General features: G+C 38.4%; 25 protein-coding genes. 13 read left to right on the top strand and 12 right to left on the bottom strand.

Annotated elements, in window-relative coordinates:
- Window positions 1-43 precede the first annotated feature (43 nt).
- The gene (locus LEP1GSC195_RS00570) at window positions 44-3,133 is read right to left on the bottom strand and encodes a hypothetical protein (RefSeq protein WP_015679647.1); all 3,090 of its coding nucleotides are present in this window, start codon (window positions 3,131-3,133) and stop codon (window positions 44-46) included.
- Window positions 3,134-3,219: 86 nt separating this feature from the next.
- Between LEP1GSC195_RS00570 and LEP1GSC195_RS00565 the strand changes: the two genes are divergently transcribed.
- Both LEP1GSC195_RS00565 and LEP1GSC195_RS00560 read left to right on the top strand, forming a co-directional pair.
- A complete protein-coding gene (locus LEP1GSC195_RS00565; RefSeq protein WP_015679568.1) occupies window positions 3,220-3,846 on the top strand; it encodes a trimeric intracellular cation channel family protein in 627 nt (208 codons plus the stop codon).
- A gap of 197 nt (window positions 3,847-4,043) precedes the next feature.
- Window positions 4,044-5,564: an HDOD domain-containing protein gene (locus LEP1GSC195_RS00560; RefSeq protein ID WP_015679494.1), complete on the top strand. Its 1,521-nt coding sequence runs from the start codon at window positions 4,044-4,046 to the stop codon at window positions 5,562-5,564.
- Between the two features lie 28 nt (window positions 5,565-5,592).
- Here the strand turns inward: LEP1GSC195_RS00560 and msrA are convergent, their stop codons facing one another.
- The 6 genes from msrA to LEP1GSC195_RS00530 all read right to left on the bottom strand — a co-directional run bounded on the left by msrA (window position 5,593) and on the right by LEP1GSC195_RS00530 (window position 11,082).
- Entirely contained in the window at window positions 5,593-6,288 is a 696-nt protein-coding gene (gene msrA, locus LEP1GSC195_RS00555) for a peptide-methionine (S)-S-oxide reductase MsrA (protein ID WP_015679693.1), read from the bottom strand.
- Window positions 6,289-6,331: 43 nt separating this feature from the next.
- Window positions 6,332-6,856, bottom strand: a complete 525-nt coding sequence (locus LEP1GSC195_RS00550; protein ID WP_015679472.1) for a hypothetical protein — start codon at window positions 6,854-6,856, stop codon at window positions 6,332-6,334.
- A gap of 53 nt (window positions 6,857-6,909) precedes the next feature.
- Complete coding sequence (locus tag LEP1GSC195_RS00545) at window positions 6,910-7,275, bottom strand: TSUP family transporter (RefSeq protein WP_015679545.1); 366 nt, start codon at window positions 7,273-7,275, stop codon at window positions 6,910-6,912.
- Complete coding sequence (locus LEP1GSC195_RS00540; protein WP_040506181.1) at window positions 7,272-7,985, bottom strand: MBL fold metallo-hydrolase; 714 nt, start codon at window positions 7,983-7,985, stop codon at window positions 7,272-7,274. The genes LEP1GSC195_RS00545 and LEP1GSC195_RS00540 overlap by 4 nt, the downstream gene beginning before the upstream one ends.
- A 202-nt stretch (window positions 7,986-8,187) precedes the next feature.
- Window positions 8,188-9,381, bottom strand: a complete 1,194-nt coding sequence (locus LEP1GSC195_RS00535; protein ID WP_015679681.1) for a diguanylate cyclase — start codon at window positions 9,379-9,381, stop codon at window positions 8,188-8,190.
- A 120-nt stretch (window positions 9,382-9,501) separates the two neighbouring features.
- Complete coding sequence (locus tag LEP1GSC195_RS00530; RefSeq protein ID WP_015679468.1) at window positions 9,502-11,082, bottom strand: methyl-accepting chemotaxis protein; 1,581 nt, start codon at window positions 11,080-11,082, stop codon at window positions 9,502-9,504.
- A gap of 588 nt (window positions 11,083-11,670) precedes the next feature.
- Here LEP1GSC195_RS00530 and LEP1GSC195_RS00525 point away from each other — a divergent pair.
- Entirely contained in the window at window positions 11,671-12,990 is a 1,320-nt protein-coding gene (locus tag LEP1GSC195_RS00525) for an NHL repeat-containing protein (protein ID WP_232227592.1), read from the top strand.
- Between the two features lie 87 nt (window positions 12,991-13,077).
- A complete protein-coding gene (locus LEP1GSC195_RS00520; RefSeq protein WP_015679717.1) occupies window positions 13,078-13,410 on the top strand; it encodes a hypothetical protein in 333 nt (110 codons plus the stop codon).
- A gap of 30 nt (window positions 13,411-13,440) precedes the next feature.
- Here the strand turns inward: LEP1GSC195_RS00520 and LEP1GSC195_RS00515 are convergent, their stop codons facing one another.
- Both LEP1GSC195_RS00515 and LEP1GSC195_RS00510 read right to left on the bottom strand, forming a co-directional pair.
- Window positions 13,441-14,280 (bottom strand): SGNH/GDSL hydrolase family protein, encoded by an 840-nt coding sequence (locus tag LEP1GSC195_RS00515; RefSeq protein ID WP_015679482.1) that lies wholly within the window; start codon window positions 14,278-14,280, stop codon window positions 13,441-13,443.
- 124 nt (window positions 14,281-14,404) lie between these two features.
- A complete protein-coding gene (locus LEP1GSC195_RS00510; RefSeq protein ID WP_015679483.1) occupies window positions 14,405-15,007 on the bottom strand; it encodes a TetR/AcrR family transcriptional regulator in 603 nt (200 codons plus the stop codon).
- Window positions 15,008-15,107: 100 nt separating this feature from the next.
- On the opposite strand from LEP1GSC195_RS00510, the gene LEP1GSC195_RS00505 reads away from it, so the two are divergent.
- Window positions 15,108-15,578: a nuclear transport factor 2 family protein gene (locus tag LEP1GSC195_RS00505; protein ID WP_015679663.1), complete on the top strand. Its 471-nt coding sequence runs from the start codon at window positions 15,108-15,110 to the stop codon at window positions 15,576-15,578.
- Between the two features lie 62 nt (window positions 15,579-15,640).
- Here LEP1GSC195_RS00505 and LEP1GSC195_RS00500 read toward each other — a convergent pair whose 3' ends face one another.
- Together LEP1GSC195_RS00500 and LEP1GSC195_RS00495 are read right to left on the bottom strand one after the other, a co-directional pair.
- Complete coding sequence (locus LEP1GSC195_RS00500) at window positions 15,641-16,462, bottom strand: AraC family transcriptional regulator (RefSeq protein WP_051122328.1); 822 nt, start codon at window positions 16,460-16,462, stop codon at window positions 15,641-15,643.
- 100 nt (window positions 16,463-16,562) lie between these two features.
- A complete protein-coding gene (locus LEP1GSC195_RS00495; RefSeq protein ID WP_015679641.1) occupies window positions 16,563-16,955 on the bottom strand; it encodes a VOC family protein in 393 nt (130 codons plus the stop codon).
- A gap of 293 nt (window positions 16,956-17,248) precedes the next feature.
- On the opposite strand from LEP1GSC195_RS00495, the gene LEP1GSC195_RS00485 reads away from it, so the two are divergent.
- Window positions 17,249-18,124 (top strand): DUF6544 family protein, encoded by an 876-nt coding sequence (locus LEP1GSC195_RS00485; protein WP_015679523.1) that lies wholly within the window; start codon window positions 17,249-17,251, stop codon window positions 18,122-18,124.
- A 51-nt stretch (window positions 18,125-18,175) separates the two neighbouring features.
- On the opposite strand, the gene LEP1GSC195_RS00480 is transcribed toward LEP1GSC195_RS00485, so the two are convergent.
- Window positions 18,176-19,690 carry an LA_3751/LA_3752 family putative glycosyltransferase gene (locus LEP1GSC195_RS00480; protein ID WP_015679731.1) on the bottom strand — a complete coding sequence of 505 codons (1,515 nt, stop codon included), beginning with the start codon at window positions 19,688-19,690 and terminating at the stop codon, window positions 18,176-18,178.
- Between the two features lie 481 nt (window positions 19,691-20,171).
- Between LEP1GSC195_RS00480 and LEP1GSC195_RS00475 the strand changes: the two genes are divergently transcribed.
- Genes LEP1GSC195_RS00475 through LEP1GSC195_RS00445 form a run of 7 tightly spaced genes read left to right on the top strand, consistent with a single transcriptional unit; the run spans window position 20,172 to window position 24,826 of the window.
- Entirely contained in the window at window positions 20,172-20,405 is a 234-nt protein-coding gene (locus LEP1GSC195_RS00475; protein WP_015679594.1) for a hypothetical protein, read from the top strand.
- Between the two features lie 2 nt (window positions 20,406-20,407).
- The gene (rpsB, locus tag LEP1GSC195_RS00470; RefSeq protein ID WP_084597381.1) at window positions 20,408-21,325 is read left to right on the top strand and encodes a 30S ribosomal protein S2; all 918 of its coding nucleotides are present in this window, start codon (window positions 20,408-20,410) and stop codon (window positions 21,323-21,325) included.
- Complete coding sequence (tsf, locus tag LEP1GSC195_RS00465; RefSeq protein WP_015679739.1) at window positions 21,325-21,921, top strand: translation elongation factor Ts; 597 nt, start codon at window positions 21,325-21,327, stop codon at window positions 21,919-21,921. Before rpsB ends, tsf begins: the two co-directional genes overlap by 1 nt.
- A complete protein-coding gene (pyrH, locus tag LEP1GSC195_RS00460) occupies window positions 21,911-22,657 on the top strand; it encodes a UMP kinase (RefSeq protein ID WP_015679540.1) in 747 nt (248 codons plus the stop codon). Before tsf ends, pyrH begins: the two co-directional genes overlap by 11 nt.
- Window positions 22,647-23,198, top strand: a complete 552-nt coding sequence (gene frr / locus LEP1GSC195_RS00455) for a ribosome recycling factor (protein WP_015679553.1) — start codon at window positions 22,647-22,649, stop codon at window positions 23,196-23,198. Before pyrH ends, frr begins: the two co-directional genes overlap by 11 nt.
- Before the next feature lie 6 nt (window positions 23,199-23,204).
- Window positions 23,205-23,918 carry an isoprenyl transferase gene (locus LEP1GSC195_RS00450; protein ID WP_015679665.1) on the top strand — a complete coding sequence of 238 codons (714 nt, stop codon included), beginning with the start codon at window positions 23,205-23,207 and terminating at the stop codon, window positions 23,916-23,918.
- The gene (locus LEP1GSC195_RS00445; protein ID WP_015679622.1) at window positions 23,915-24,826 is read left to right on the top strand and encodes a phosphatidate cytidylyltransferase; all 912 of its coding nucleotides are present in this window, start codon (window positions 23,915-23,917) and stop codon (window positions 24,824-24,826) included. Before LEP1GSC195_RS00450 ends, LEP1GSC195_RS00445 begins: the two co-directional genes overlap by 4 nt.
- Window positions 24,827-24,849 lie beyond the last annotated feature (23 nt).

The following is a 24,849-nucleotide window of genomic DNA, read 5'->3' as shown; positions in this document are numbered from 1 at the left end:
TTTTTTTAAACTAAATCAGTGAAACGTGATGTGTAACCTTGATTTAAGGTGTGCACGCATATTCGTATTCTATGGCACCAAGGCTCACGGCTCCATCGCCGCCGGGCCTTGTTCCATTCCCATTAAAACTATCTGTTAAAATATTGTTCGTTGATTTTGTGATCAAACAAGAAGTGGCAGTCGTTGGTGTGTAATTTGCCACCGTTCCGAAGTTCGAAATAAAATTAGGATTTAAGTTTAGATTGTTCCCAAAGTTTGCTACAACGGCACTAAGGGGAGTAACACATCCTGCTGTGGTAGGAATTCCTCCTCCGCAAAGATCGGTATAGTTTGTACCACCTTGCGTAACTAAATTGGTGCAGTTGTAAAATACATTGTATTTGATAGCGGTTTGCGCACCTGCGCCATTAAAAACACAATAATTAGTAGCAACATTATTGTTTAATAAAAAGACATTGTTTTCTAAGTCAATCTGTGTTGCACCAGAAACAATATGTAAAATAGTTTCACTATTGGTTCCAGATCCAGAACTTATAGTGTTGTGAAAGATTCTTACTGGATTAAACGTTCCCGAGATTTCAACTGCTCTTGCCCTTACATCACTTCTTCCATTTTGGATCCAATTGTTTGCAATAAGAATAGTGTTGGGTGAAGGCAGATACAATCCATAGGATGTTGATGCTCCAGAACCAATAGCTTGGCCCAATCGTAAATAATTACCTGCGATTTTTGAATTAGCTCCCAGTGCATCTGCACTAATACCGTATAACATGGCTGAGGCAGAAACAGATGTAGAAGTACCTCCTTCGATAACGTTATTTTCTATCGAAGTGACAACACCACCGCCAGAAGTAATTCTGATGCCCGCAGCAGTTGAAAGAGCTGCATTTATATTATTATTCGAATCGCCAATTTGGATGTTATTGTTGCGAATGGTATGTCCAGATGTTAAATATAATCCATAAGTGGCACTAATGGAAGAACCAGATTTAATAACATTCCCTTGTGTTAAGGATCCAATCTGTATAGTTGTGGGAGCTAAAAATCGAATCCCTGCGGATATATAACCAATAGCTGATGTAACGATATTGCCAGCAAGGATTCCTGTGGAACCAGATCCTGAACTTATTTCAAATGCAATACTTTCACTGGTGGAACCAAGCGCAACATTCATATTCTTACTTACAATCACATTCCCAAGTATATTTGAAACAGTGATGGTGGAGGTTCCAGAAAATTGAACTCCTTTGGATTTTGCAGACATTAAGGTAGAATCCCCCCCTGATATTACATTGAGTAGAAGGATAGGGGCAATAGGAAAAGTGGAGGACATATACAAACCAATGGCACTACAGCCTCCGGCCGTACAATTCCCACCGTCGATTAAGTTTTTTACTAAGAAGGGATTACTACTAATGGAATGAACACCAGAGGAGGCAGCGATTCCTGTGCCAGCATCAATTGCATTATTGATGAGGTGTACATTGATAGTGGAATCCAAAAATACACCTGCCATATACGGTGCGGTATCCGGTCCTGATTTAATGAAAAAACCAGAAACTGTTGTGTCATTGACAATGGAAACATCTCCTGCAATGGAGGCACAAGGTGCTACTAAGGTTGATGTTGCACAACTAGCTGGTGTTGTGATCATTAAAATTTGAGAGCTATGGGAATCAGGATCCCAAGTTCCAAAATTAGATCCAGCCACATAACTTCCGTAAAGTGATATTCCGTTAGTCAGTTGAATTTTATCACCGACAGCGGCTGAATAATACCACCCACCTTCTACAAGAACAGCACAGTCGAAAGTAGGACAACCTCCAAAACTATTGATGGCTTCCTGAATGTTTCTTTTGGGAGTGACTGGAGTTTGACCGTTAAAGGTATCGTTACCATTGATTTGGGAAACATACCGAATGAAAGATGGTACTAAATAGAGTATATTTACTGTTGTTGATAGGGGATGACCGCTATTGCTGATACAGTTGAGTGTGAGCGTACTATTTCCATTCACCCAAGAGTCACCTCCGGCTGGGGCTACAATCAGAGTGTCATTTGTGAAAGTAGATGTGGTCAATGTGAATAGGGCAGGGAAACCAAGGTTTGTATTGAGGCCAGTAGAACCAACACAACTACCTGCATTGATTTCTGCAGAAAATTGCAAACGGATACTTTCTGTTGGTTGTAATATCCCGCCAATAGAAGGGATAACGCTCAACATACTAAAACAATTTGCGGTGACTGTGATAGATCCCGTAACTACTCCTGTAGATGAAGAGAGCGTACATTGGTGGTTTGTTGGATTCGAAACCACTTGTAAATTGTAAGAATTGTTCGTTACCACATCTGTTGGAAATATATGGGGTCCGTTTGTCGATATGGTCAAGAGTTCCGCGTTATTGTTTCGAATGGCCAAGGTTCCGGAAGATAAACCAACAACATTGACATTAATAGGAAATGCAACGGATGTACATGTGATTGTAATGTTGGTGACGTTTGCCGAAGCTATCACACCAACTCCATTTGTAGTGACACAGTTTTGTACAGGATGGTTTGGCTGTGTAGTTACTGATACGTTGTATGAAGTTCCATCTAAATATGTTTGTGTGAAGGCAAAAGTTCCTGAGGCAACCGCAACATTCAGTGTGGCTCCATCAAACGAGTTTGTGAGAACAAGGCCAGTGATTCCATCCAGTCCAGTAATGGTTCCCGATAAGGTATAACGCAAAGGATCACAATTGACAATGATAGAATCAATGTTTCCATGTCCCACTACTCCGGACCCTCCACTAACAGAACAGGTTTGCACGGGAAGTGTGGGTTGTGTTTGAACAGAGACGTTAAAATTACTCCCAGAACTTAGAACTGTTGTAAATTCATAATTACCATTTGCATTTACGATGAGGGTTTCGGTACCGGAATTTAGATTTATCACGAGGCCCGAACCAAGAAGTCCTGAGACTGTGAAGGAAATTTTAAATGGTCCAGAAGGACCAGCATTGGTCAAACTTCTGAATTGAAGGAAATCGGTGACTGATTGCAAAAAACCTTTGGAAAGGCTGGGAATACATGCCTGAAATAAAAAGGTGGGGATAAGGATTGCATTCCTAAAAAACTTTGCAGTCATCATATTAATCTCTATTCTATACAACAATTGAAGGGTAGAAACATTGTCATTTTATTTACGTCTAAATGAAGAAAAGTCGGGGAGAATTCGTGGATTTTAGTTTTTCTTATTACATTGGTCTGGCTGGGATCGTGGTTTTCACGATATCTGGTGCTCTTTCCGCATTGGAACATAAGGACCATCACCATGATTTATTCAGTGTTTTTTTTACGGGATTTATTACCGCTATTGGGGGAGGAACTTTAAGAGACATTACGCTTGGAAATTATCCCGTTTCTTGGGTTCGAGATGAAAATATTCTTTGGGCAATTTTTGTTGGGTTTCTACTAGTCATCCTTTTACCAAGAATACTAACCAAACGAAAGGATGAGTTATTTCTTTTTGATACATTAGGGATTGGAATTTATACAGTGCTTGGAACAAGGATTGCTTTGGATCATGGAGTCAATTTTTTTGCTTCTGCACTCCTTGGTATGATCTCTGCCATTTTTGGCGGAGTCATTCGAGATACACTCATGAATGAAGTCCCATTTATTTTTAGAAAAGAAATCTATGCTACTGCGTGTTTGGTGGGATCTGTTTTATATATCGTTTTAAATGTTTGGAATGTAAATGCAAATTGGAACTTAGTGATTTCTTCAACTGTTGTTGTTGGGATTCGAGTCGTGGCAGTTCGATACAACTTAGGTTTACCAAAGATCAAAATTTTTGATTAATTAGTACACAAACGTAGTAAAATCACGGATTAAATTTGTTTTTACTTTCGTACTTACCGCAAGAATTTTATCTTTCGTTACTTTATTGTTAAACGCTTGCACTAGTAAAAATATTTACATTCGATGGAGTAGAAGTGTCGTCATTATAAGTGGCTTAGGGAATTCCCTTTTGATACTGATTCAATACTTGAGGTTTTATGGCAAGTCCCAAGGCTGTCACATTAGAATACAAACAAGACTTAGGTCTTCATACAAACATCGATAATATCAATCATCCAATTTTAGAAAATGCTCCTTTCCATTTTAAATTTTTCCAAATAACAGATGAAGTCGAAAATACATTATTTCAAATCTTAGATCGATTTTTATTGCAACTTGACTTAATTATTGTTAGGGATTCTGTTCTTGCGGCTATGAAAGAGACTGTGACAAACGCAATTAAAGCAAATGCTAAACGAGTATTTTTTAAAAACCGTGCAAGTAATATTGAAAATGAAACGGAATATGAAGCCGGCATTGCAGAGTTTAAAAAAACGTATCTTGAAAATCGCGAAGCAATCGAAGATTCTCTTCAGATAAATAATTTTGGAGTTTTTGTATCGTTCATTCATAATAAGAGTTTGATGCGTATTCGGATTATGAACAATGTGCAACTCACTGCAGCAGAATCGGCGAGAATCAAAGAAAGAATTGATAAAGCAAAAACTTATAACGATCTAGCTGATGCATTTATGGATATGTCTAGTGAACAAGAAGGTGCAGGCCTTGGTTTAATCATGACTCTAATGATGTTGCGTAACGATGGTTTAGGTGATTCTGCATTTAAATTCGAAACTAGTGAAAACAAAACTGTATTTATGATCGATATTCCCTCTAAGGTTTCTAAAGAAAACCAGCAGTTGGAAAAAATTGATCATATTGTTTCTCAAATAGATAATTTACCTACTTTCCCTAAAGCCATCAAAGACATTCAAGATGCTATTGATAAACCAAACTCGAGTATCGGAACCATTGCGGAAATGATCAAACGAGATATTGCTTTATCTGCCAATATTCTAAAACTTTCCAACTCTGCTGCATTTAGACGAGGAGGAAGGGTTGAGAGTTTGGATCGCGCCATCCAACTGATCGGTTTAAAAGAATTACAAACCTTGTTGTATAGCCTTGGAACCAAGCAGATATTAGAGGATAAATTTCCTGCGTTTACTGCAATTTGGGAAAAATCGAACGAATCAGCTTTTTATTGTAAAGCAATTGGGCAAAAAATGGGGATGAATAAAGCCGATCTAAGTAACTTAATTGCGGCTTCCCTATTACATGATATTGGCGAAATTTTACTTTTATCTTTTGACAAACAAAATATGTCAAAAATTAAAACTTATTCCAACTCCAGAGAAATAGCATCTACCATCAGTATGGAAGAATCTGCGATTGGGATCACACATACAAAGTTAGGTGCTATGGTTGGTGAAAAATGGAATTTCCCAATTTTATACGTAAAGGCAATGGAGTTCCATCATCGGCCTCTTCTTGCAGAAGACGTATATGCGGACATTGTGTTCCCGATTTATTTAAGTGATATGATGATATCAATCAATGCTAAAGAAGCAAAATCATCGGAGATTCCTGCGGAAATACTCAAACTATGTAAGTTTCAAACAAAATCTGAATTTGATTCGTTCCGTACTAAAATTAGGGAACAATTTTTGACATTCTAAAGGTTTCAAAGAAGGGAAAGGATTTTGTCTACTTTTTGTTCTTCTTATAAAGTTCGTATCGAGATCTGAATTCTTGGTACCTCGGAATGGAAACAGCACGAACATAAGACTGGGTTGGATTGTTTTGTATAAAGTTTTGGTGGTATCCTTCTGCTTGATAAAAATCCTTTAACTCTTGGTACTCTGTAACAATTGGCCCTCGCCAGATTTGATTCTTCTCGATTTCTTTTTGGATTTTTTTTGCAATTTTCAGTTCTATGTCTGAAGAATAAAAGAGGATAGATCTGTAGGAAGAACCTTCATCGGGACCTTGTTTGTTAAGGGTGGTTGGGTCATGAGAAAGGAAAAAAATTCTACATAATTCCGTATAATCGATCTTAGTTGGATCATAATAAATTAGAACGGTTTCAGCGTGCCCTGTTGTCTCTGTGTTCACTAAATCATACGATGGATTTTTTGTATGTCCGCCTGCATATCCTGAGATTACATCAATGACTCCCGGTACCGATTCAAAGATATGTTCGGAACACCAAAAACATCCTTCCGCAAAGGCGACAATTTTCTGACCTGATTTTGGTTGTAAGGGGATTTTTTGAACATTGGAATCTTTGTCTGAAAAAAGGCTACATTGGAAAAGGACCAGAGTGGTTACGAGGGATAAAATCAGAAGGCCAAGTAACGTTGGCCTGGATACTCTGTGTTTTGTTGTGGATACCATACTCATTAGATTGTTTTCGGATAGATATGGAAATGAAAACAAGAATTGATTAAGGGGGAGTTACGTCCTTTTCCTTCGGAAATTGGTCTGGGTTTTGGTTGTAAGCCCTCTCGGCTCCACTTCGATAAACAAAAACACTCCGTGAACCAGAAAAACTAGCCATTGGTTTGTAAAAATTTTGTTTAATGAAATAACCTAAAATTGTAGCAGAGAGGGAAGCTGTATAAATCCAAGATTCGGTATGGCCACCGTAGCCAAAAATAAAGGAACCGGAAAGGATAAGACTTTGGCTCACCAACCAAACAGTAGTTCTGTTGAGTAGAAACTTATACCAACCAATTTCGGTGACTTGGTTTCGAATGCCCTGCAACAAGATTCCGAGAACAGGAATCCTGAGTAAAAAACCCAAAAGCCCAAAGACTACAATAAAAATAAGTAGTAACCAAATAGAAGAGAAAACTAGGTTCCACCAAAAAAGGAATTGGAGTGGGGAAATGAGGCCAGATGGCCAAGAAAATTCAGAGGAAAAAAAACGAATTAAAACCCAAAAGAATGTAAGATAAAAACCGAACACGAGTAAATGGAAAATTAAATCTATAGTTCCTGCAAGGAAAATTTATTTCATTTTTACTTCGGAAAAAAAATCATTTTTAATCCCACAATTACGGTAAAAATTCCAAAGAATCGAGATAAGGTAGTTGTATCTATTTTGGATGCTGCACTGGCTCCAAAAATACTTCCTAAGATAAAACCAGCGCTAATAAAGGCCGCTGCAAATATATTGGTTTCTCCTCTTGTGTAATAGATATAAGCTGCAACAATTCCAATCGGTGGAACCATTGCAGCGAGGGTTGTTCCTTGTGCTAATTTCTGGTTAAAGTCAAAAAAATATACAAGTGCTGGGACAAGTAAAATCCCTCCGCCAATTCCAACAAGACCTCCGAGAATCCCGGCTCCTACACCTAACAGCAAAAATAAGATTCCAATGCTCATGATACTTTCCCGCAGGCACGATTTGCTGGCACAGCTTCATGGATTTTTTTTGGTTCAGGGAGGTTTAGATTGTCCATAATTTCTTTAAATTCTTCAAGAGACTTTCCTGTTATGCGGGGATTCCATTTTTTCTCTTCACCGATGGTTGTAGATAAAAAACCTTTGTAGTCATGTCCAGGTAGGACGATGGTATCGTCAGGTAATGAAAAAAGTTTCTCCGTAATGGATTTGTATAAGGCCTCCGCACTACCTCCTTGGAAATCGGTTCGTCCACATCCTCTCACAAAGAGTGCATCGCCTGAAAATAGGTATTGATTATTTAAAAGTAGAGAAATGGAGCAGGGTGTATGGCCCGGAGTGTGGATGACATGGAATTTCAAATTCCCAATAGCAAACAAATCGCCATCTTTTAGAAATTTTGAAGCACAAGTAGCCCCAGAATGTTCCGAGGCATAGGATTCACATTGAGTTTTATCTCGGAGATCACCTGCTGATGTTATATGGTCTGCATGCATGTGGGTGTCGATGGTTAAGGAAAGAGTATACCCAAGTTCCTGTAGATAGTTTAAGTCTCTATCTAATCTTTCCAACACTGGATCAATGAGAACGGACTGTTTGGATATTTTGTCAAGGATGAGGTAAGTCCAAGTGCCCGATTCCAAATCATAGAGTGGACGGATTTCCATATTGTCTTTGGGATTGGTGATCATATAACTATGTTTCTCCTGTTTGCTAGAATCCATGGTCAAAATCCTTGGGAACCAGAGATACCATGGAGAGTTTAGAGATAAGTAAAATACTATACCCCCTATGGTATACTCTTTTTTGAAAGAAAATCTGGCAACTAGAAATTAGGAAAAAAAGGAGAAAGTTTGAAATCTTTCCTGATGTTGGGAGTTGTAATTGGACTTCTTAAACTACACTGGTAGACATTTTTGATTTGTATCGGTGCAGTGTATAAAGATCGGATAACTTGGTTTGGTCTTCAGCAGAGAGTTCTAAAAACTCCGCCCCCATAAGGTATTTATGGACACCTACTTCCTCTTTTCTAATCACCTTGATTTTGGCATTGATTTCTTGGTGAGAATCTGATTCACGAAGTTTGACATCAAAGGATTCGTTTAAAGTAATATCGTCTTCCGTATCAAAAGCAATTCCTGTTACCGAAATATTCTTTGAAATGGTTTTGAGAGTTTTATCTGGCATAATAAAAAGTAGTTCTAAGTTGGCATCAAAACGTAAACTACTTCGTTTTTCATTACTATAAGCAACAATTTGGTTTTTACCAGAATACTTCGCCGTATACAAAGCACGGTCAGCAAGATCATACATATCTTCACAAGTTTTTACTTTTTCAGGATAAGATACAATCCCGCCACTAAGAGTAACAGATTTTCCACTCAGTTGGATGGTTCGGCAAGCTTCTAAAAGTTTTTCTGATGCGATCATGGCTTGTTCTTCGTTGGTTTGCGGAAAAATGACAGCAAATTCTTCACCACCAATCCGGCAAGCGGTGTCTTCCATCCGTAAACAGGATGTGATTTGTTTGGCAACCTTTGTGAGAATTTCATCACCAGTGGTATGACCATAGGTATCATTGATTTTTTTGAAATCGTCAATGTCTATGATGAGAAGTGTAAGATTCTGGTTGTATCTTGTGGATTGTTTAAATTCGCGAACAAGTGCAGTTTCGAAATGCCTTCGGTTATACAATCTAGTGAGCTCATCAACTAATATCAGTTTTTCGGTATCAGCAAAGAGTTTCATATCGATGATTTTAGGATTTTTGATTTTTGGATTGATGTTTGTGAAATAATCAATTAGTGCAACACTGAATCCAACCTGACGCCCCATACAATGGGAAAGTTTGTTTTTGTTTTCTACGATTTCTTTCCAAATGGATTCGGATTCATTTTCGCAGATATCTAAAGATGTGAGTACTTTTAAAATTGCCGAATAGATTTGGGAATCTTCTAAATGATGGATTTGGCTTTCCTGAATTTTTTGGAGTAAGTTTTCCGCATGGTTCGGATTCTCCTCTAAAATTCCCATAATAGTATCTTCGATTCTTTGTCCGGGGTGCCCGGATGGATTCGGATTTAACATGGTAAGCGAAGGTTTATCAATTTATTTCCCACGATTTCCCAAAATTCTAGACAAGGCAGAAGTTGTAAAGACAGGTTTTATTCCTAAAACATAACTATGTTCAGAGTAGAGGGAAATCCCTTATGTTGCCGTTAGGTGTTTGGACTGCATATGGATGGCACTGATCTCTTCATACAGGAGTTGGACGGAGTCGGCAAGTTTCTGCGTCGTTTCATCAATGACAGTGACCGCATGGTTAATTTCTTTACTACCGGACATTTGTTCCTGCGCAATCACCCCAATTTGTTCAGACAATACATGGAGTTCCGAAAAAGTGACTCTGAGTTTGGCGTTCAAATCTTCTTGTTCGGTGACGTGGCCTTCCAAACTCAAAATTTCGCTCTCGATTCGGAGTAATTCCTGGTTTTGGCTTTCGACTTGGGTTTTCACTTCTTTGGAATATCGGGTTCCTTCGTTGATTTTGAGCCCGGCCTCTTTTACGATTTTGGCAATGGTTCCCGCATTGGATTGAGAACGTTCTGCAAGTTTTGCCACTTCTTGAGCGACAACAGCAAATCCACGTCCATGTTCTCCAGCCCTAGCTGCTTCAATTGAGGCATTTAACGCAAGTAAGTTGGTTTGATCCGCAATTTCTGACATCATCTGGTTAATTTCTTCCACTTTGGAAAAGGCTTGGTTGAGCTCTGAATAGATGCTATTGAGTTCTTCAGAAGATATTTTTACTTTTTTACTAAAATCGGCAGAAAGACTTACGTCTTTTGCAATTTGAGTCGTTTTTGTTTTTACACTTACACTGATATTTTGTAGAGATAAAAAGTTTTGGTCAACAATTTTGACTCTAGCTACTTGATCTTCGACCAAATTGGCCGAACTGATTGCGGAAGAAGAAAGTTCTTCCACAGAAGCTGAGATTTCTTCTACAGAGGCGGCTTGGTTTTGGGATTGGTTGTGGAGTTCATCCGACATCGATTGTAAAGTTTCCACAGAAGTTGCCAATGTATTTGCTGACTTTTCCATTTGATTGGATTTTTCAGTAATAAAGTTTTGTTTTTCCATTGTTTCTTTTAATTTTGTTTTTAAGTCAGATTGCATTTCTCGCATTAGAGCTACTACATAACGCAAACTAAAAATAACGCCGAAGTAAAAAATGACTTTTTGGACTTCTGTTGCGATTATGATGTGATTTGCTCGCAACATTTCTGGATAAGGTCTTGCTACGAGCGCAGAACCAAGTTTTGCTGAAAAATAAATCCCACCTAAATAGAGAAAGGTGGAAATAATTCCCACTATCATTACAAGTTTAGATTCGAAGAGAAAACTAGAATAAATTGCAATGAAAACAAAGATTATGTAAAAAATACCGGCGTTTACTGTATTACTCGCATCACCTTTTGTATAATTATTATAAACATCCAAGTAGAAAAAACTAACTAAAATTAACAAATCAATGAAGATAATAGTGAATGCCCATGCTCTAGTGATCTCTTTTCCTTTTCGTAAAAAATGTCCTGGAATGACGCCATTGAGTAAAAATATAAGTGAACCAATGAAATTAGGAATAAAACTTTTTGTGGCGAAGTTGGCAGCAACTCCTAAAAGAAACACCGCACTCAATCCGTACTTTGTGTACACAATCAATGAGATTCCTTTGCGAAAGAGAGTTCTTTCAAATTGACTGATTTCGTTTGTTTCTGCGGACATTTCCTAGTCTCCTCAAGGTAAGGCCTTCTTGTTGGTATTACTTTTTAACCAACTACCGGCCAGTTATACTGTAACTGAATGCACACAATCTATGACGATAAAATTTCTATATTTCTAATCGATCTAGAATTATCCTAATTGCCTCTTTGCTATTTTCAGTCGATGTTCGATTCTAATTTAGAAAGAGATTGAGTTTCAATTGGCGTATGAATTGTCCTTTCTGATGAATGTACATTTCTATGCTTAACGAATGAAGAAGCCAACCATAAGTATTAACAGAAAGTCTATTTTTCTCGTGTAGACCGAGCAGTATTCTAAAGTTATCCGGATACTCAGGAACTTTTTGAAAAATTGATTGGATAGGAAAAGAGGGAAAAAATTGGTAAATAGAGTTTATATTTGAACTTTGTATTTTAGGAAAACATAATAAAATACCACCTAATTGATGTATATCTAATTTATAGCTTGCGTTAGATTAGGAAAACCGAAGATTCTGATACCGTGGCATTCCGAATACTTAGTTTGGCAATTTCTTTCTTTTTTGTCCTTATATCATGCGGACAACCGGAAATAGCAAACCCCTGCGATTTGAATTCCAAAGCCTTTTTCAGAAATTTAATACTAAAAAACTTTGCCGGTGACTCTTCCGCATACTGCAAAGTGGATTTATCCTTTTCATTGAGTGGAACCATTTTTGGCCTTACTACCTCGGGAATGGTGTTGAAGACCATTACAGGAACAGAAGTTTCCATTCCGGCAGGTTCTACTCGATTCTCTATTCCCATCTCACTTGGAGTTGGTGCTAGGTATACTCTTTCCATTTCATCCCAACCTGAAACTATTGTTTGTTTGGTCCATACGGGCTGGGAAGGGGTGGTTCCCAACGGAATTTCGGACATCAAAATCGTTTGTCACTCAACAGTCGCTAAGCGAGTCTACGGCCAATCTGGTTCATTTATTTCGAATGGCTTTGGATTAAGTGCAGATTTTCTCTATACACCATACCAAGCGTTAGCTGACGGTAATGGACTTTTTGTCTCGGATTTTGGGAACAACCGAGTTTTGTATTATCCTGGTACTGGTACAACCGCCTCTTTTGTTTATGGCCAATTAGATTTTTCCTCTGCACTGGTAGGAACTTCTACTACGGAAATCAATCGACCTCGTGGATTAATAAAAGATAAGCAGGGATTGTATATCACTGATGCAAATAACAATCGAGCTTTATATTTTGAAGGAACTAATAGTTTTTCCACTCGTGTGTATGGACAACTCGATTTTGTTTCAGCAGCACCCAACCAAGGAGGGGCCACCGCTTCTAATACTTTGGCTACTCCCTATGGGATGACCAGAGACGCCAATGGCTTATACATTGTAGATCAGGGAAACAATCGTGTTTTGTATTATAATGACGGAAGTATCCTTCCCACCCGAGTGTATGGGCAGAATGATTTTCTGTCCAACAACACTGGATCAACAGCGACATCATTAGTTTCTCCAGAAGGAGTTTCCGTCAGTTCCGAAGGAGTTTATATTGCTGATACAGGAAACAATCGTGTTTTATTTTATTTGGGAACTAGCACCATTGCTACGAGAGTCTATGGGCAACCGGACTTTGTTTCTAACGTAGCTAACAATGGAACGATTGGATCCGGTACACTAAATTCGCCGAAGGCCGTTCTCGCTTTTGGGGGAGATCTCTGGATTGTAGATAGTTTTAACAATAGAGTGCTTTTGTTTTCTGGAACCAGTACTACCGCTTCAAAAGTTTTCGGTCAAAATGGAAGTTTTGTCAGTTCAACTTCCAATGCTACTGCCACTACTTTTTTCCAACCGCAAGGGATTTCGGTTGATCAAGATGGTATCTATATTGTAGACACTGATAACAATCGTGTGCTTGTGTTTTAAAAACTAAAAATTTATAAAAAGTATTACTCCTATTAGCCAAAGGATTCGAACTACATTAAAGAAATTATGGGGTTTTAAGGTTTAACAATGACAAATCAAATAGATAAAAAGGAATTCGCTTTTGAAACTGTAGTAGGTTTAAAAGTTTCTAATGATGAACTCTACACTAATTATAGAAAAGCAATGACTCCTCTCTTACTCAAGTATGAGGGTGGATTTCGATACGACTTTAAAATTCAAGAAACATTAATCAGCGAAGATCCCAGACCGATCAATCGGTTGTTTTTAATTTTTTTTAAAAATAAAGAACTTAAGGATCTTTTTTTTAGAGACCCAGAGTATTTAAAAATTAGAGAAACGTTTTTTATTCCATCGGTTGAATCAACAACGATCCTCTCTGAGTACGAAAGATATCAATAAATCAAATTACGATCGTATCCTGGGTGTATCCTATTTTTCCCCAGGTAGAATCTCCTCTAAGGCCATCAATTCTAAAATCTTTCCCCCACGTTCATTCAAATGAATGGCATCTGTTAAATAATAGTATCCGTTCGATTCTCCAAGATCATCCCAAGTGGCTGTGGTAGAATAGTATTTCAAAATGGTCCAATACATTCCCCAAGTGCTTTGGATATAGGGTTTACGAATTTTGATATTGGAGGTTTCAAGTCCCTTCGACAAGGTTTCGTGTAACGGTTTGTAGATGGCTTTCTCTTTTGTGACCACTTCCTTGGTCAGCTCTGCAAATCGTTTGGATCTTTGGAAAGGAATCGATTCTGGATCTTCTCCTAATACGGGAGGTGAAAAAACAATGAGTTTGGCTTTGGTATCTTTTTTTATGGTTTGGATGACTTTTGTTAAATTTGTCACAAAACTTTCTTCTGTGACAGGTTCTTTTAATTTCCAAAGGTTCGCATAACGATTGTACTCATCAGGGGAAAGGGTGGCTTTTAAATCGTTTGTTCCAATGAGAAGAAATACGATATCGGGTTTTAATTCTTTTAGAGGGTCCAATTGTTCTAATATCTGTACCGTTAGGCGGCTGTTGATCCCTTCGTTAATCACCTGATAGTTTACGAGGTTTGGGTGTTTTGCAATGGCAGCTACATAATCATAACTCACTCGGCCATGAGTGATACTATCACCCAAAAAGACAATTTTTGGACTCTTTGTTGATTTGGTTTCTAAAGCAGACTTTAGATTGTTCGAAGGAACCTTTGTTGCTTGAAAGATGACACAAGATTGAAAGAGGAAAAAACTAAGGATCCAAAGATGAGAAAGTGGTTTCATGTCATTGATCCTAACAAAATAGAGAAAAGGAAAAAGCAAAAATTGGAACCCGCATAAAAAAACCTTGTTTATTTTCGGTATCAGTTTTGTAGTTCTCTGACTTTTGCAAAGCGAATCCTCTATTTTATTTCTTTAAAGTTCTCAAATACCTTTCTAACCCAGGCCTTAAGTCATGGAACTGAGGTTTTTCATGTTTGAGTAACAACCGAAAGTAAAGTGTTCCGTAAAGGATATCCATACAAACATCGATCTCCCCATCGGAGAGTGGTTGGATTTGTTTTGTATTGATCGCATGATAGAAAAATTGTTTTGCAGCCTGCCTTCTCGGAAGTAAATAGTTCTCTAAAATTGATTCTGATAACTCCCCATCTTGTTGTCCTGCTCCTATAAGTGTTGAAATCACACGTCCAAATTTACCAGAGAATACACCAGAGAGTGCTTCCATCTGATCAAGTAGAGCTTTTTCAAAAGCAACTTCTTTTGGAAATTCTAAATAGGGCGAAATCATGTGGGTGACAGTGCTCATAGCAAGATGGGCTTTGTTTGGCCAACGCCTGTAAATGGTAGTTTTTGCGACGCCGGTTTCCGAGACGATATCATCAATGGAAAATCCATGGTAACCCTTCTTTGCCAACATCTCATACGTAGTTTTTAAGACCAAAGGTTCCAAATCTTCGGATCTGGGACGGCCAGCAGTTTTTTGTGCCACTTTCTTTTTTACAGCCATAAGTCAAAATATTTTAAAAAAATCTTGACTGTCAACACTATTTCGATACGGATGGTATCGAATAACGATACTGACGGTATCGGAATTCTAGGAGAAATTTATGAAACCAATTTTGGTATTAGCTACATTGTTGTTCGGAAGTGTTGGATTGTTCGCAAAATCAGCATCTCCTTCGGGTGAAAAGGTATTGGAAACTTTTTTCAGCGAATTTGGAAAAGGAAATGCGGCGGGTGTATTGAATTGTTTCCATCCACAAACAACAATTACGGCTGTTCGAAATGAAAATCGTTCCGAAAACCAATTGTATGGAACCTATACAGGTATTTCCGGAGCTGAAGAGTTTTTGACAAACATGGGAACCCAACTGGATACCAAAAAATTCCAAGTCGATCAAATTGTAGGAAAAAAAGATTGGGTGTTTGCTAGTGGAAGTTTTTTACATATTTTGAAACAAACCGGCAAACCCTTTGAAAGTGAATGGGCCCTAAAAGTGCAAATCAAAGATGGTAAAATTCTTTCTTATCATTTTTATGAAGACAGTGCCTCTTTTGTGGCGGCCTCTAAAAAATAAATATTTCTGCGTTTGATCCACTGTTTTTAGTTCTAACCAACTTCGGGAAAAGTTAGAATCCATTAGTAAATGGGAATGTAGATATCCGTTACACGTTTATCCGCCTGTTTTTCTAGTGGATTCAAATAACTTTCCCAAGGTGGTTGGTTTTTTATTTTCCAAGGTGTGGTTTTGAAATAATCATTCAAAATCCAATTATAGATATTTGGTAAGTTATGGTAATTCCCTTGGTAGCGAATCTGTAAATACTTTCCAGCAGGAATGGTCTGGATTCCAAATCCTTCTGGCAGTGGTTTCTGTAAGTGCCCAAAAGTAATTCCTAAATCAAATCGTATTTTTCCTTTAGGTGAAATTTCTGGATCATCTTGACTAATTCCAATCCACTTGTGGTTCGAGTATAAAGAATTCCAATTCCGAATTAAAGATTGAATCGAAATGACTTCTTTACTCTCAGGAAGAGGACCAGGAAGTTCTTCGTAACTTCCTATATGACGGACATAGGCAATCGTAAAGGAAGATATAGTTTTTGTTTGGAAACCAAATTTGGAAAGACCACCTGGGAAAGTTTGGTTTTCTTTTGTGGAAAAGATTTTTTTCTTTTGATATTTTTTGCGAAACTCTGAAGGAGTGGAACCAATTACGCGTTTGAAGGCTTTCGAAAAAGCTTCATGAGATAAAAAACCTGCCTCTAGAGCAATTTCCAGAATGGGAAAGTTTGTGATTTTTAATTCGTAAGCTGCCTTTTCTAAGCGTAACCTGCGAATGTATTCCTTAACATTTTCCCCTTGTATGGATTTAAACAAACGATGGAAATGCCAGTCACTATATCCGGTAAAAAAAGCAATTTGGTTTAAGCCAATAGTATCCTCTAGTTTTTTTTCCATTTTGTTCCAAACGGGATAGAGGTTGGGTGTCTGTGACAATTGAGAAACCTTTCTTTTTAGAAGAAAGATAAGAAAGGATCCTCAATTTGTCTTCTCTATTTTAATTAGAATTTCGTTCTTGAACGATATCAATTCCAATTCCGTTGGGATCCACTAACGTAAAATGGACATCACCCCATTCCTCGGTAGTGAGAGGTAGATCGATGGGCGCCTTGTTTTGTTTCATAGTTTCAAATTCTTTTTTTACGTCACTGGATTCGAAGATAAACCAAATTCCTTTTCCCTGGTAAGAATTTTGGAAGTAAGGTTTCCTCACCTGTTGTTGGTTAGGTTTCATAATTGCCAATTCCATTTCTGGCCGATTTGGTAAACATAACAAAACAAACCAATCTGATTCAAATTTTGTTTGTAAGCCTAACCATTTTTCATAAAAGACTTTTGTTTCGCTTAATTTCTCAGTGATGATTCCCGTTTGGATTTGTTGGAACGCCATAGTTTCTCCTTGTGATCCTTCTATTATACAAGGGACCAAAATCTGTCCTGGATCATTTTTGCTATTTTGTTTGGGGCGCATCGCTTAAGCGACCGGGCTCTTCGCTCCAATCTTTGCATCGCAAAGGATTTCCACTTCGATCCCTTGCGCATTCTGGATTCCGAAATGAATCTGTTTTAAGATGATTTCTTTTGTAGAAAAGGAGAAGAGAAAAGTAGGGAAGAAGTTTGACTGGTTTGTAAAAACCGTTACAATGGAATCTGGTTTTTTTTGCCAACAAGGGAGAGTAAACTTTGAAAACTAATAAAATACTAAGGCTCATAAAGTTCGGTTTTCTTTGGTTCTTTGGAATTTCTTTTTCCATTTTGTTTTGGGGATGCAGTGGGGTACAGACTTCCTATCGATCGAAAGTGGATAGAGAGTTTTCATACCAACCTTTGGTTTCTGGGGGAATCATCACTGCAGCGGACATTCGTCAGATGCCACCTCCTGTTCGGAAGTATCTCCAATTTACAGGTGTTATTGGCAAACCACAGTTACAAAATATGCGAATTGTTTTTGAAGAGTTAATGTACAAAGGTCCAGAAGCAAAACCGATGGACTCTTCCTCCGAACAGTATAATTTTTTCAAACGGCCAGCGCGTCATTTTTTTATGAAAGCGAGTATGATGGGGATTCCTTTCCGTGTCCTGCATTCGTATGCTGAGGAAAAAGCCACTATGTTGGTTCGTGTAGCCTCTCTTTTTGATGCGGTAAATTTGGATGGGGAAGAACTGGCTATGGCAGAAACTGTGACCGTTTTAAATGATATTTGTTTGTTTGCACCCGCCGCCCTCCTTGATAAAAAAATCACTTGGAAACTTATTGATTCTTTGTCGGCCAAGGTGTTCTTTCAAAACGGAAAATACAAAGTGTCCGCCATTCTCTACTTTAATGAGAAGGGCGAACTTGTGCAGTTTGTATCGAACGATCGTTCTGCCTTGCAGGATGATGGAAGTTTACGAAAAGCCCGTTGGTCCACGCCCATCAGGGACTATAAAGAGTTTAACGGGATTAAGGTGCCAACTTACGGAGAAGCCATTTGGAATTACCCAGAAGGAGATTATATCTATGGAAAATTTTTCTTAAAAACCATAGATTATAACCTACCAAGTTATCAGAATGACTAAGATGATTTACAAAACCAACGGTCAAGGATCACAGGGAAAGTTTTGATTAAATCATTTTTGTTCTATTTTAATACACTTTCTTCCTAAAATTCGTGCCGTACGTTCTTCCTTGGAACAACTGTATCCAGATTGTTCCGAACGAACTAACAAAGAGGCGAATAGATTTTTTTCATCTTTGTTGCTATTCGTTTCTTTCCCAATAGTTAAAATTGTAAATTCATTTGGAGTAGTTTTTTTGAGGTTCTCTGAAAAATAATCTAATAAATTATCCCTTCGAACACAAATTACTCTTTTATCTACTAACTCTAAACCAAAACCCCCAGAGATTAATTCGTTTGTAGTGACAATCAGGGAAGAATCGAATTGGGCTAATTCTTTACGTAGTTTCTTAAGTTCAATACTAGAAAAATAAAAAATAGCGATGATTAAGAAAGAAAATAAAAACATCCATGTATAAATGGAATACAATACCCATTTGTTTTTTTTCAACTCGTTCATTTGTTCATTTAGAATGAATGTGAGGGGAAAAACGGTTACTACAAAATATCTGCCAGTCAAAGTGATTCCATCGTTCGGTGAGGTGATACCGGCAATCAGCAGATAGAGTATAACTATTGAAAGGTGGAATAGAAGTTTTGGGTTCTGGAGAACTTGGTTTTTCCGTAATTTTATAATTGCATATATAAAAATGGGACTTTGGAGAAAAAAACCTAAAGACCAACCGTTTGGTCTCGGATAAGTAAATGCCATAGAGAGAAAAATTTTGATTTGATCATAAAATGTTTTATTTGTATGTCCAAAATTTGTCAGGTGTCTTGTTCCTAAAGGGTGAGAGTAACTGTATGTATTCCAAAGAAAGAATAGAGATAAAATTATAACAAATGGGAGATACCGAATTGGGTGAAGGGTTTTAAGGATCGGCTCCTTTTTTATAAAAACATGGATCAATGCGATCGTACATTGGATGGCAAAAAAGAATAGAACACCTTCTAACCTAAACCAGATGGACAATCCAAGAAAAAGATTCCCGAGGAGCCAATCTTCTTTTTTGTTCGTTAAAAATGCTTTAAAGAGAAAACTGTATCCATAACCTGTTAGGATGATAAATGGACCATTTTCGGAAAAATCAACTAACAAAGGAAAGACCACTGTCCCTAAAGAAACAATGATAAGAGTAGGTATTTGAATCGAGTTTTTGGTAAGTAGTTTTAAATAAGCGATAAGGAATAAAATATTAAAATAGGGGAGAAGGGGAAAAGGTAAAAAACCAAACAAAGAGTAAAGGGATGTAAGTGCGATTGGATATTGTCCAATCAATCGATTGTTATTTAAGAAAACAAATCCTTCGTTGAGGGGACTTAAAAGAAACTGTGGATCCATGTCCTTTGCGGGATAAAGAATTCCTTCGGTAGACCAACCTTGTTTCCAGAGTGATATGGTTTGGATCATTTTTACTAAAGGATCCGAAAGAAAGTAACTATCGACTCGTATCAACAACTGTATCAGCAGTAAAAAAAGAGAAATGGATATGGTGATGATTGCAGTTTTCCCAGGTCTTTTGAACATTTTTCTTTTATTTTGGAATTTTCTTCAGTTGGCAAATAGAAAACTGTATGGGGAGATAAACATCTAAAACTAAAATCACTGCTTTTAATTTGTGGAGATAATCTTTAAAATCAAAGATAGTTTTAGGATTTATGATTTCTTAAATTTCCGAGAGGATCTGAGAGTTTATATTGAGAAAAAAATGAGTGAGTTTCTTTGTCGTTTCAAATTGCACCAGTTTGGTGGTAGCGGTATCTGCTGGCTCGAACCGTTCCCTTGGAACGATAGTTTCCCGCGCCAGGGATCCGGAGGGCGTTAGGTCCGAAGGACGGGAGCGAAAAGCGCACCCCGGAGGAGCCCGGTCCTTTTTGGATTCGATTTATGCCTGAAAAGAATGGGAGGCGCCCAAACCTACCTTTTCAGAACTTAAGAATTCCTTTCCCCTTGACAATCTGCCCAAATTCCAAATTCTGACAGGGAAGCTTGACAAAGGTGCTTTTGGATGAACAAAACCCAAATCGGGAACCTACTTTTGGTGCTTTTTTTGGGACTGATGGCGGGAGCTGTGGCGGGAGTGGTCCTTGACCGACTTCTTGGCACAACGTATCTCTCTCGGTATTTGTTCGAATCACCAGTATCTCTCGAGCTTTACATAATTAAAGTCGAGTTCCAGCTAACCCCTGCAAGTATCGTTGGTCTTGTAGCGTCTGGATATCTCGCACTAAAAAAGGGGTAACTATGTCAGTAATTTCCATGAAAAGTCTGCTAGAAGCAGGCGTACATTTCGGTCACCAAACACGTCGTTGGAATCCAAAAATGAGCCCGTATGTTTATACGGCTCGTAACGGAATCCACATCATTGACCTCCAAAAAACAGTTCAAAAAACTAAAGAAGCTTACGATGCTTTGAAAAAACTTACCGGTCAAGGTAAGAAGGTTCTTTTCGTAGGAACTAAAAAACAAGCTCGTGGCGCGATTGAAAGAGCAGCACAAGCGTGCAGTATGTACTACGTATCTAACCGTTGGTTAGGTGGTCTTCTTACTAACTGGAATACAGTGAAGAAGTCAATTGCTCGTTTGAAAAGACTTGAGCAAATGGAAGAGAACAACTCTTTCGAACAAGAAGCTAGAACTAAAAAAGAAGCACTATCTCTCAAACGTGAGTTAGAAAAACTTCGCCAAACACTTGGTGGAATTAAAGATATGGCTGTTGTTCCAGAAATTCTTTTTGTAATCGATCCTAAAAAAGAAGAAATCGCAGTCAGTGAAGCAAAAAAACTTGGTTTGAAAGTGTTCGCAGTGATTGATACTAACTGTGATCCAGAACCAATCGATTACCCAATTCCAGGTAACGATGATGCGATTCGTGCGATTTCTTTATTCCTTGATACTATGGCAAATGCTGTACTTGAAGGAACAGGTGGAGAAGTCATTCAAACTAATTTTGCTGAAGATATGGACGCAGAACAACTTGCTCTTGAATACCAAGGTGAGTATGATGAGTCCGGAAAATTCATTATGGACGATGAACTTCCTCCAGTAGCAAAAGATATTCCTTTAGATCCAGAAGCGGCGAAAAAAGCTGCAGAAGCGGCGGCGGCAACAGCAACTACTGAAGCGCCAGAAGTAAAACCGACTACAGAGGTGAAAGAGTAATGGCAGTTAGCTCCGAACAAATTAAAGATCTCCGCGAACGTACAGGCGCGGGGATGATGGATTGCAAAAAAGCCCTCGAAGAAAACGGTGGCGACATTGATAAATCAGTCACTTATTTGAGAGAGAAAGGTTTGGCAAAAGCGGCGAAACGCGCTGGTCGTGAGACAGGTGAAGGTAAAGTCATCGCTTACATCCACGGAACAGGAAAAACAGGAGTTCTTGTAGAGCTTAACTGTGAAACTGACTTCGTTGCCAACAATGAAGCGTTTGAAGCTCTTGGAAAAGAAATTGCTCTTCAAATCACTGCGATGAATCCACTTTATGTAAGTGAAGAATCCATTCCTAAGTCAGAAATTGACAGTGAGATGAGTGTTCAAAAAGCCCTTCTCGAACAAGAAGGCAAAAAACCGGAACAAATCGAAAAGATCCTTCCTGGTAAAATGAAAAAATACTTTGAAGAGATTTGTCTCATCCACCAAAAATCGATTCGTGACAACTCCAAAACCATCAATGACCTTCTTCAAGAAGCCATTGCGAAATTTGGAGAGAACATTACTGTTGGTAGGTTCTCGAGGTTCCAAGTAGGTGGGAACTAGTCCGCGTTTCAAAAGAATTCTAATCAAACTCTCCGGCGAGGCTCTTGCCGGTGAGGGTGAACTTGGTATTGATACCAATAAAACATTTTCACTTGCCGGCCAAATTAAGGAAGTTCATGACTTAGGTCTTGAAGTTGCTGTAGTTGTTGGTGGTGGAAATATGATCCGTGGCGAAACTTTAGCAAAGTCTGGAATGGACCGAGCGACAGCAGACTACATGGGAATGCTTGGCACCATTATGAATGGTCTCGCCTTGCAAGATGCATGTGAAAAACAAGGGATGTTTACCCGGGTTCTTTCTGCCATCGAAATGAAATCTGTTGCAGAGCCTTATATTCGTAGACGTGCGGTTCGCCATTTAGAAAAAAATCGTGTTATCATATTTGCTGGTGGGACAGGAAATCCGTATTTTACAACGGATACTACTGCTTCGCTTCGGGCTGTGGAAGTTGGGTGTGAAGTCATCCTCAAGGCCACAAAAGTGGACGGTGTGTACACTGCGGATCCAAAAAAAGACCCAGATGCAAAACGTTACTTACAGGTTTCTTTTATGGAGTCCATCAAACACCGGTTAAAGGTGATGGATTCAACTGCTCTTAGTCTCTGTATGGACAATAATATGCCCATTATTGTGTTTGATATCTTTAAGGCGGGAAATTTAAGGAAACTGATCGATGGGGAGACTATCGGTACATTAATCTCCAATTCAGAGGAAGTGATTCTAGATGGTAGATGAAATTATAAAATCAATGCAGTCCAAAATGGACAAAACTGTTGATGCTTTGAAAAAAGACTTCGGTACAATTCGTACGGGAAAAGCAAATCCAATGATGGTGGAAGATGTGAGAGTGGACTACTACGGATCACTTACTCCCTTAAACCAACTTGGTAAAATTGCCTGCCCAGAACCACGTGTGATTCTCATCACTCCTTTTGAAAAAGGAATGTTGAAAGACATCGAAAAAGCAATTTTTGCAGCAAGTCTTGGCCTTACTCCCAACAACGATGGTTCTAGTATTCGTATTAATATCCCTGAACTAACAGGGGAAAGACGAAAGGAACTCGCGAAAGTTGTAAAACAAAAAGGCGAAGAAAAAAAAGTAGCCATTCGTAACATCCGTCGTGATGCTAACGATGAATTAAAAAAACACCAGGCAGAAATGTCCCAAGATGAAGTGAAAGGCCACCAAGATAAGATTCAAAAAATTACAGATTCTTATATTGCTAAATTGGGAGAATTGGAAAAGGAAAAAGAAAAAGAGATCACTACTCTTTAATTTCCTATGAAGTTCAAAACGATCCCTGCGCACATTGCTGTCATCATGGACGGAAATGGAAGGTGGGCCGAAAGCCAGGGGAAAAAAAGAACCGAAGGCCATAGAGAAGGGGCGAACGCAATCGATCGCCTTTTGGATGTGGCTTTGGAATACAAAATCCCCAACATCTCTCTTTATGCATTCTCCACAGAAAACTGGAAACGCCCCATCACTGAAATCCAAGCCATCTTTGGTTTGTTAGTTGAATTCATTGAGACTCGACTCGACACCATCCATACAAAGGGGATTCGCATTCATCACAGTGGCGCGAGAAACAAACTTTCTAAAACTGTTTTAAGTAAAATTGACCATGCTATGGCGGTCACAAAGAAGAACAAAAAACTCACTGCCAACTTTTGTCTGAACTATGGTGGGCACGAAGAGATTTTGAGTAACTTTTCTCGGATTATGGCAGTGCGGAAATCCAAAAAAGAAACCTTGGACAAACCCATAAGCCCTAAAGAATTTGAAAAATATTTGTATACATCCCCTTTACCACCCGTAGATTTATTGATCAGAACTGCGGGAGAACAAAGGATTTCCAATTTCCTTTTATGGCAGAGTGCGTATGCTGAAATGTATTTTACAAATACACTTTGGCCGGACTTTGGAAGAACCTCTTTGGAGGAAGCCCTTCTATTTTTTGATTCCCGAAAACGTAAATTTGGTGGTTTGTTATGAGTGAGACAACACTCCGTATTCTTTCTGCAATTGTATTAACATTTGTATATGTGTTTATGATCTTCCATAGTTCTTGGTATTACCTTGAGTTCTTTTTGTTCGGTTGCACCTTAATTTATTTGGGTTTAAAAGAACTTTATGGATTTTGCAAAAGAGAAGATTCCAAACCTTTTTTTGGCACAGGCCTTCTTTTTTCGATTTTAATTTTTGCTGTATATTACATCCAATTTTTAGGTATGCAGTTCGAGGTGACTCCTCCTGCGTATATACTTGAAATATCAAAAATTCTGAGAGAAAGTTTCCATCCCGTTCCTTTTTTACTCATATCCCTTTCACTTATACTTTGGATTTTACAAATCCTTAAACGACCGTTAGATGGTGCGCTCTTTTCTGTGGGAGCAACTATGTTGGGTCCCGTTTATTTAGCCATTCCTATGGGTCATTTTTTACTCCTCCTCGCATTTCCTTTTGGAGCCTATTATATCTTTTTAGTATCTGTGATTACTTTTATGAGCGATGCGGGTGCTTATTTCGGTGGTCGTTGGTTTGGCAAACACCCTGCTGGGCTTAAGATCTCTCCTAAAAAAACTTGGGAAGGGTATGTCACTGGAAATATTACAGCTGTTGTAGGTGTACAAATTCTCAATGTAACTTGGGAACACTTTAGTGGTGTGAAATTACCCATTGGAGTTTTTGAATCGATCCTTCTTGCTTTTGTAGTATCTGTGATTTCCGTTATGGGGGATTTAGCTGAGTCTGCAATGAAAAGAGATGCCAAAATCAAAGACTCTGGGAATCTAATTCCAGGTCATGGCGGGGTTCTCGATTTAGCAGATGCTCTTCTTTTTACCGTTCCAGTGATTTACTATTACTTTCTATTTAAGGGAATCCTCGGATACCCGGTCTGATTCTATCCCGAGAACGGTCTAAC

It is taken from the genome of Leptospira wolbachii serovar Codice str. CDC, assembly GCF_000332515.2.
In the GTDB taxonomy this organism is placed as follows: Bacteria; Spirochaetota; Leptospiria; order Leptospirales; family Leptospiraceae; genus Leptospira_A; species Leptospira_A wolbachii.
Note: the sequence above shows the minus strand (reverse complement) of the source record. Positions and strands in the feature narration are given on the sequence as shown.

Excerpts from the sequence above, each read along its gene's own strand:
- LEP1GSC195_RS00570 (WP_015679647.1), bottom strand. The coding sequence starts at position 3,133 with ATGATGACTGCAAAGTTTTTTAGGAATGCAATCCTTATCCCCACCTTT.
- LEP1GSC195_RS00560 (WP_015679494.1), top strand. The coding sequence starts at position 4,044 with ATGGCAAGTCCCAAGGCTGTCACATTAGAATACAAACAAGACTTAGGT.
- msrA (WP_015679693.1), bottom strand. The coding sequence starts at position 6,288 with ATGAGTATGGTATCCACAACAAAACACAGAGTATCCAGGCCAACGTTA.
- LEP1GSC195_RS00545 (WP_015679545.1), bottom strand. The coding sequence starts at position 7,275 with ATGAGCATTGGAATCTTATTTTTGCTGTTAGGTGTAGGAGCCGGGATT.
- LEP1GSC195_RS00540 (WP_040506181.1), bottom strand. The coding sequence starts at position 7,985 with ATGATCACCAATCCCAAAGACAATATGGAAATCCGTCCACTCTATGAT.
- LEP1GSC195_RS00535 (WP_015679681.1), bottom strand. The coding sequence starts at position 9,381 with ATGTTAAATCCGAATCCATCCGGGCACCCCGGACAAAGAATCGAAGAT.
- LEP1GSC195_RS00530 (WP_015679468.1), bottom strand. The coding sequence starts at position 11,082 with ATGTCCGCAGAAACAAACGAAATCAGTCAATTTGAAAGAACTCTCTTT.
- LEP1GSC195_RS00520 (WP_015679717.1), top strand. The coding sequence starts at position 13,078 with ATGACAAATCAAATAGATAAAAAGGAATTCGCTTTTGAAACTGTAGTA.
- LEP1GSC195_RS00515 (WP_015679482.1), bottom strand. The coding sequence starts at position 14,280 with ATGAAACCACTTTCTCATCTTTGGATCCTTAGTTTTTTCCTCTTTCAA.
- LEP1GSC195_RS00510 (WP_015679483.1), bottom strand. The coding sequence starts at position 15,007 with ATGGCTGTAAAAAAGAAAGTGGCACAAAAAACTGCTGGCCGTCCCAGA.
- LEP1GSC195_RS00505 (WP_015679663.1), top strand. The coding sequence starts at position 15,108 with ATGAAACCAATTTTGGTATTAGCTACATTGTTGTTCGGAAGTGTTGGA.
- LEP1GSC195_RS00500 (WP_051122328.1), bottom strand. The coding sequence starts at position 16,462 with ATGGAAAAAAAACTAGAGGATACTATTGGCTTAAACCAAATTGCTTTT.
- LEP1GSC195_RS00495 (WP_015679641.1), bottom strand. The coding sequence starts at position 16,955 with ATGGCGTTCCAACAAATCCAAACGGGAATCATCACTGAGAAATTAAGC.
- LEP1GSC195_RS00480 (WP_015679731.1), bottom strand. The coding sequence starts at position 19,690 with ATGTTCAAAAGACCTGGGAAAACTGCAATCATCACCATATCCATTTCT.
- LEP1GSC195_RS00475 (WP_015679594.1), top strand. The coding sequence starts at position 20,172 with ATGAACAAAACCCAAATCGGGAACCTACTTTTGGTGCTTTTTTTGGGA.
- rpsB (WP_084597381.1), top strand. The coding sequence starts at position 20,408 with ATGTCAGTAATTTCCATGAAAAGTCTGCTAGAAGCAGGCGTACATTTC.
- tsf (WP_015679739.1), top strand. The coding sequence starts at position 21,325 with ATGGCAGTTAGCTCCGAACAAATTAAAGATCTCCGCGAACGTACAGGC.
- frr (WP_015679553.1), top strand. The coding sequence starts at position 22,647 with ATGGTAGATGAAATTATAAAATCAATGCAGTCCAAAATGGACAAAACT.
- LEP1GSC195_RS00450 (WP_015679665.1), top strand. The coding sequence starts at position 23,205 with ATGAAGTTCAAAACGATCCCTGCGCACATTGCTGTCATCATGGACGGA.
- LEP1GSC195_RS00445 (WP_015679622.1), top strand. The coding sequence starts at position 23,915 with ATGAGTGAGACAACACTCCGTATTCTTTCTGCAATTGTATTAACATTT.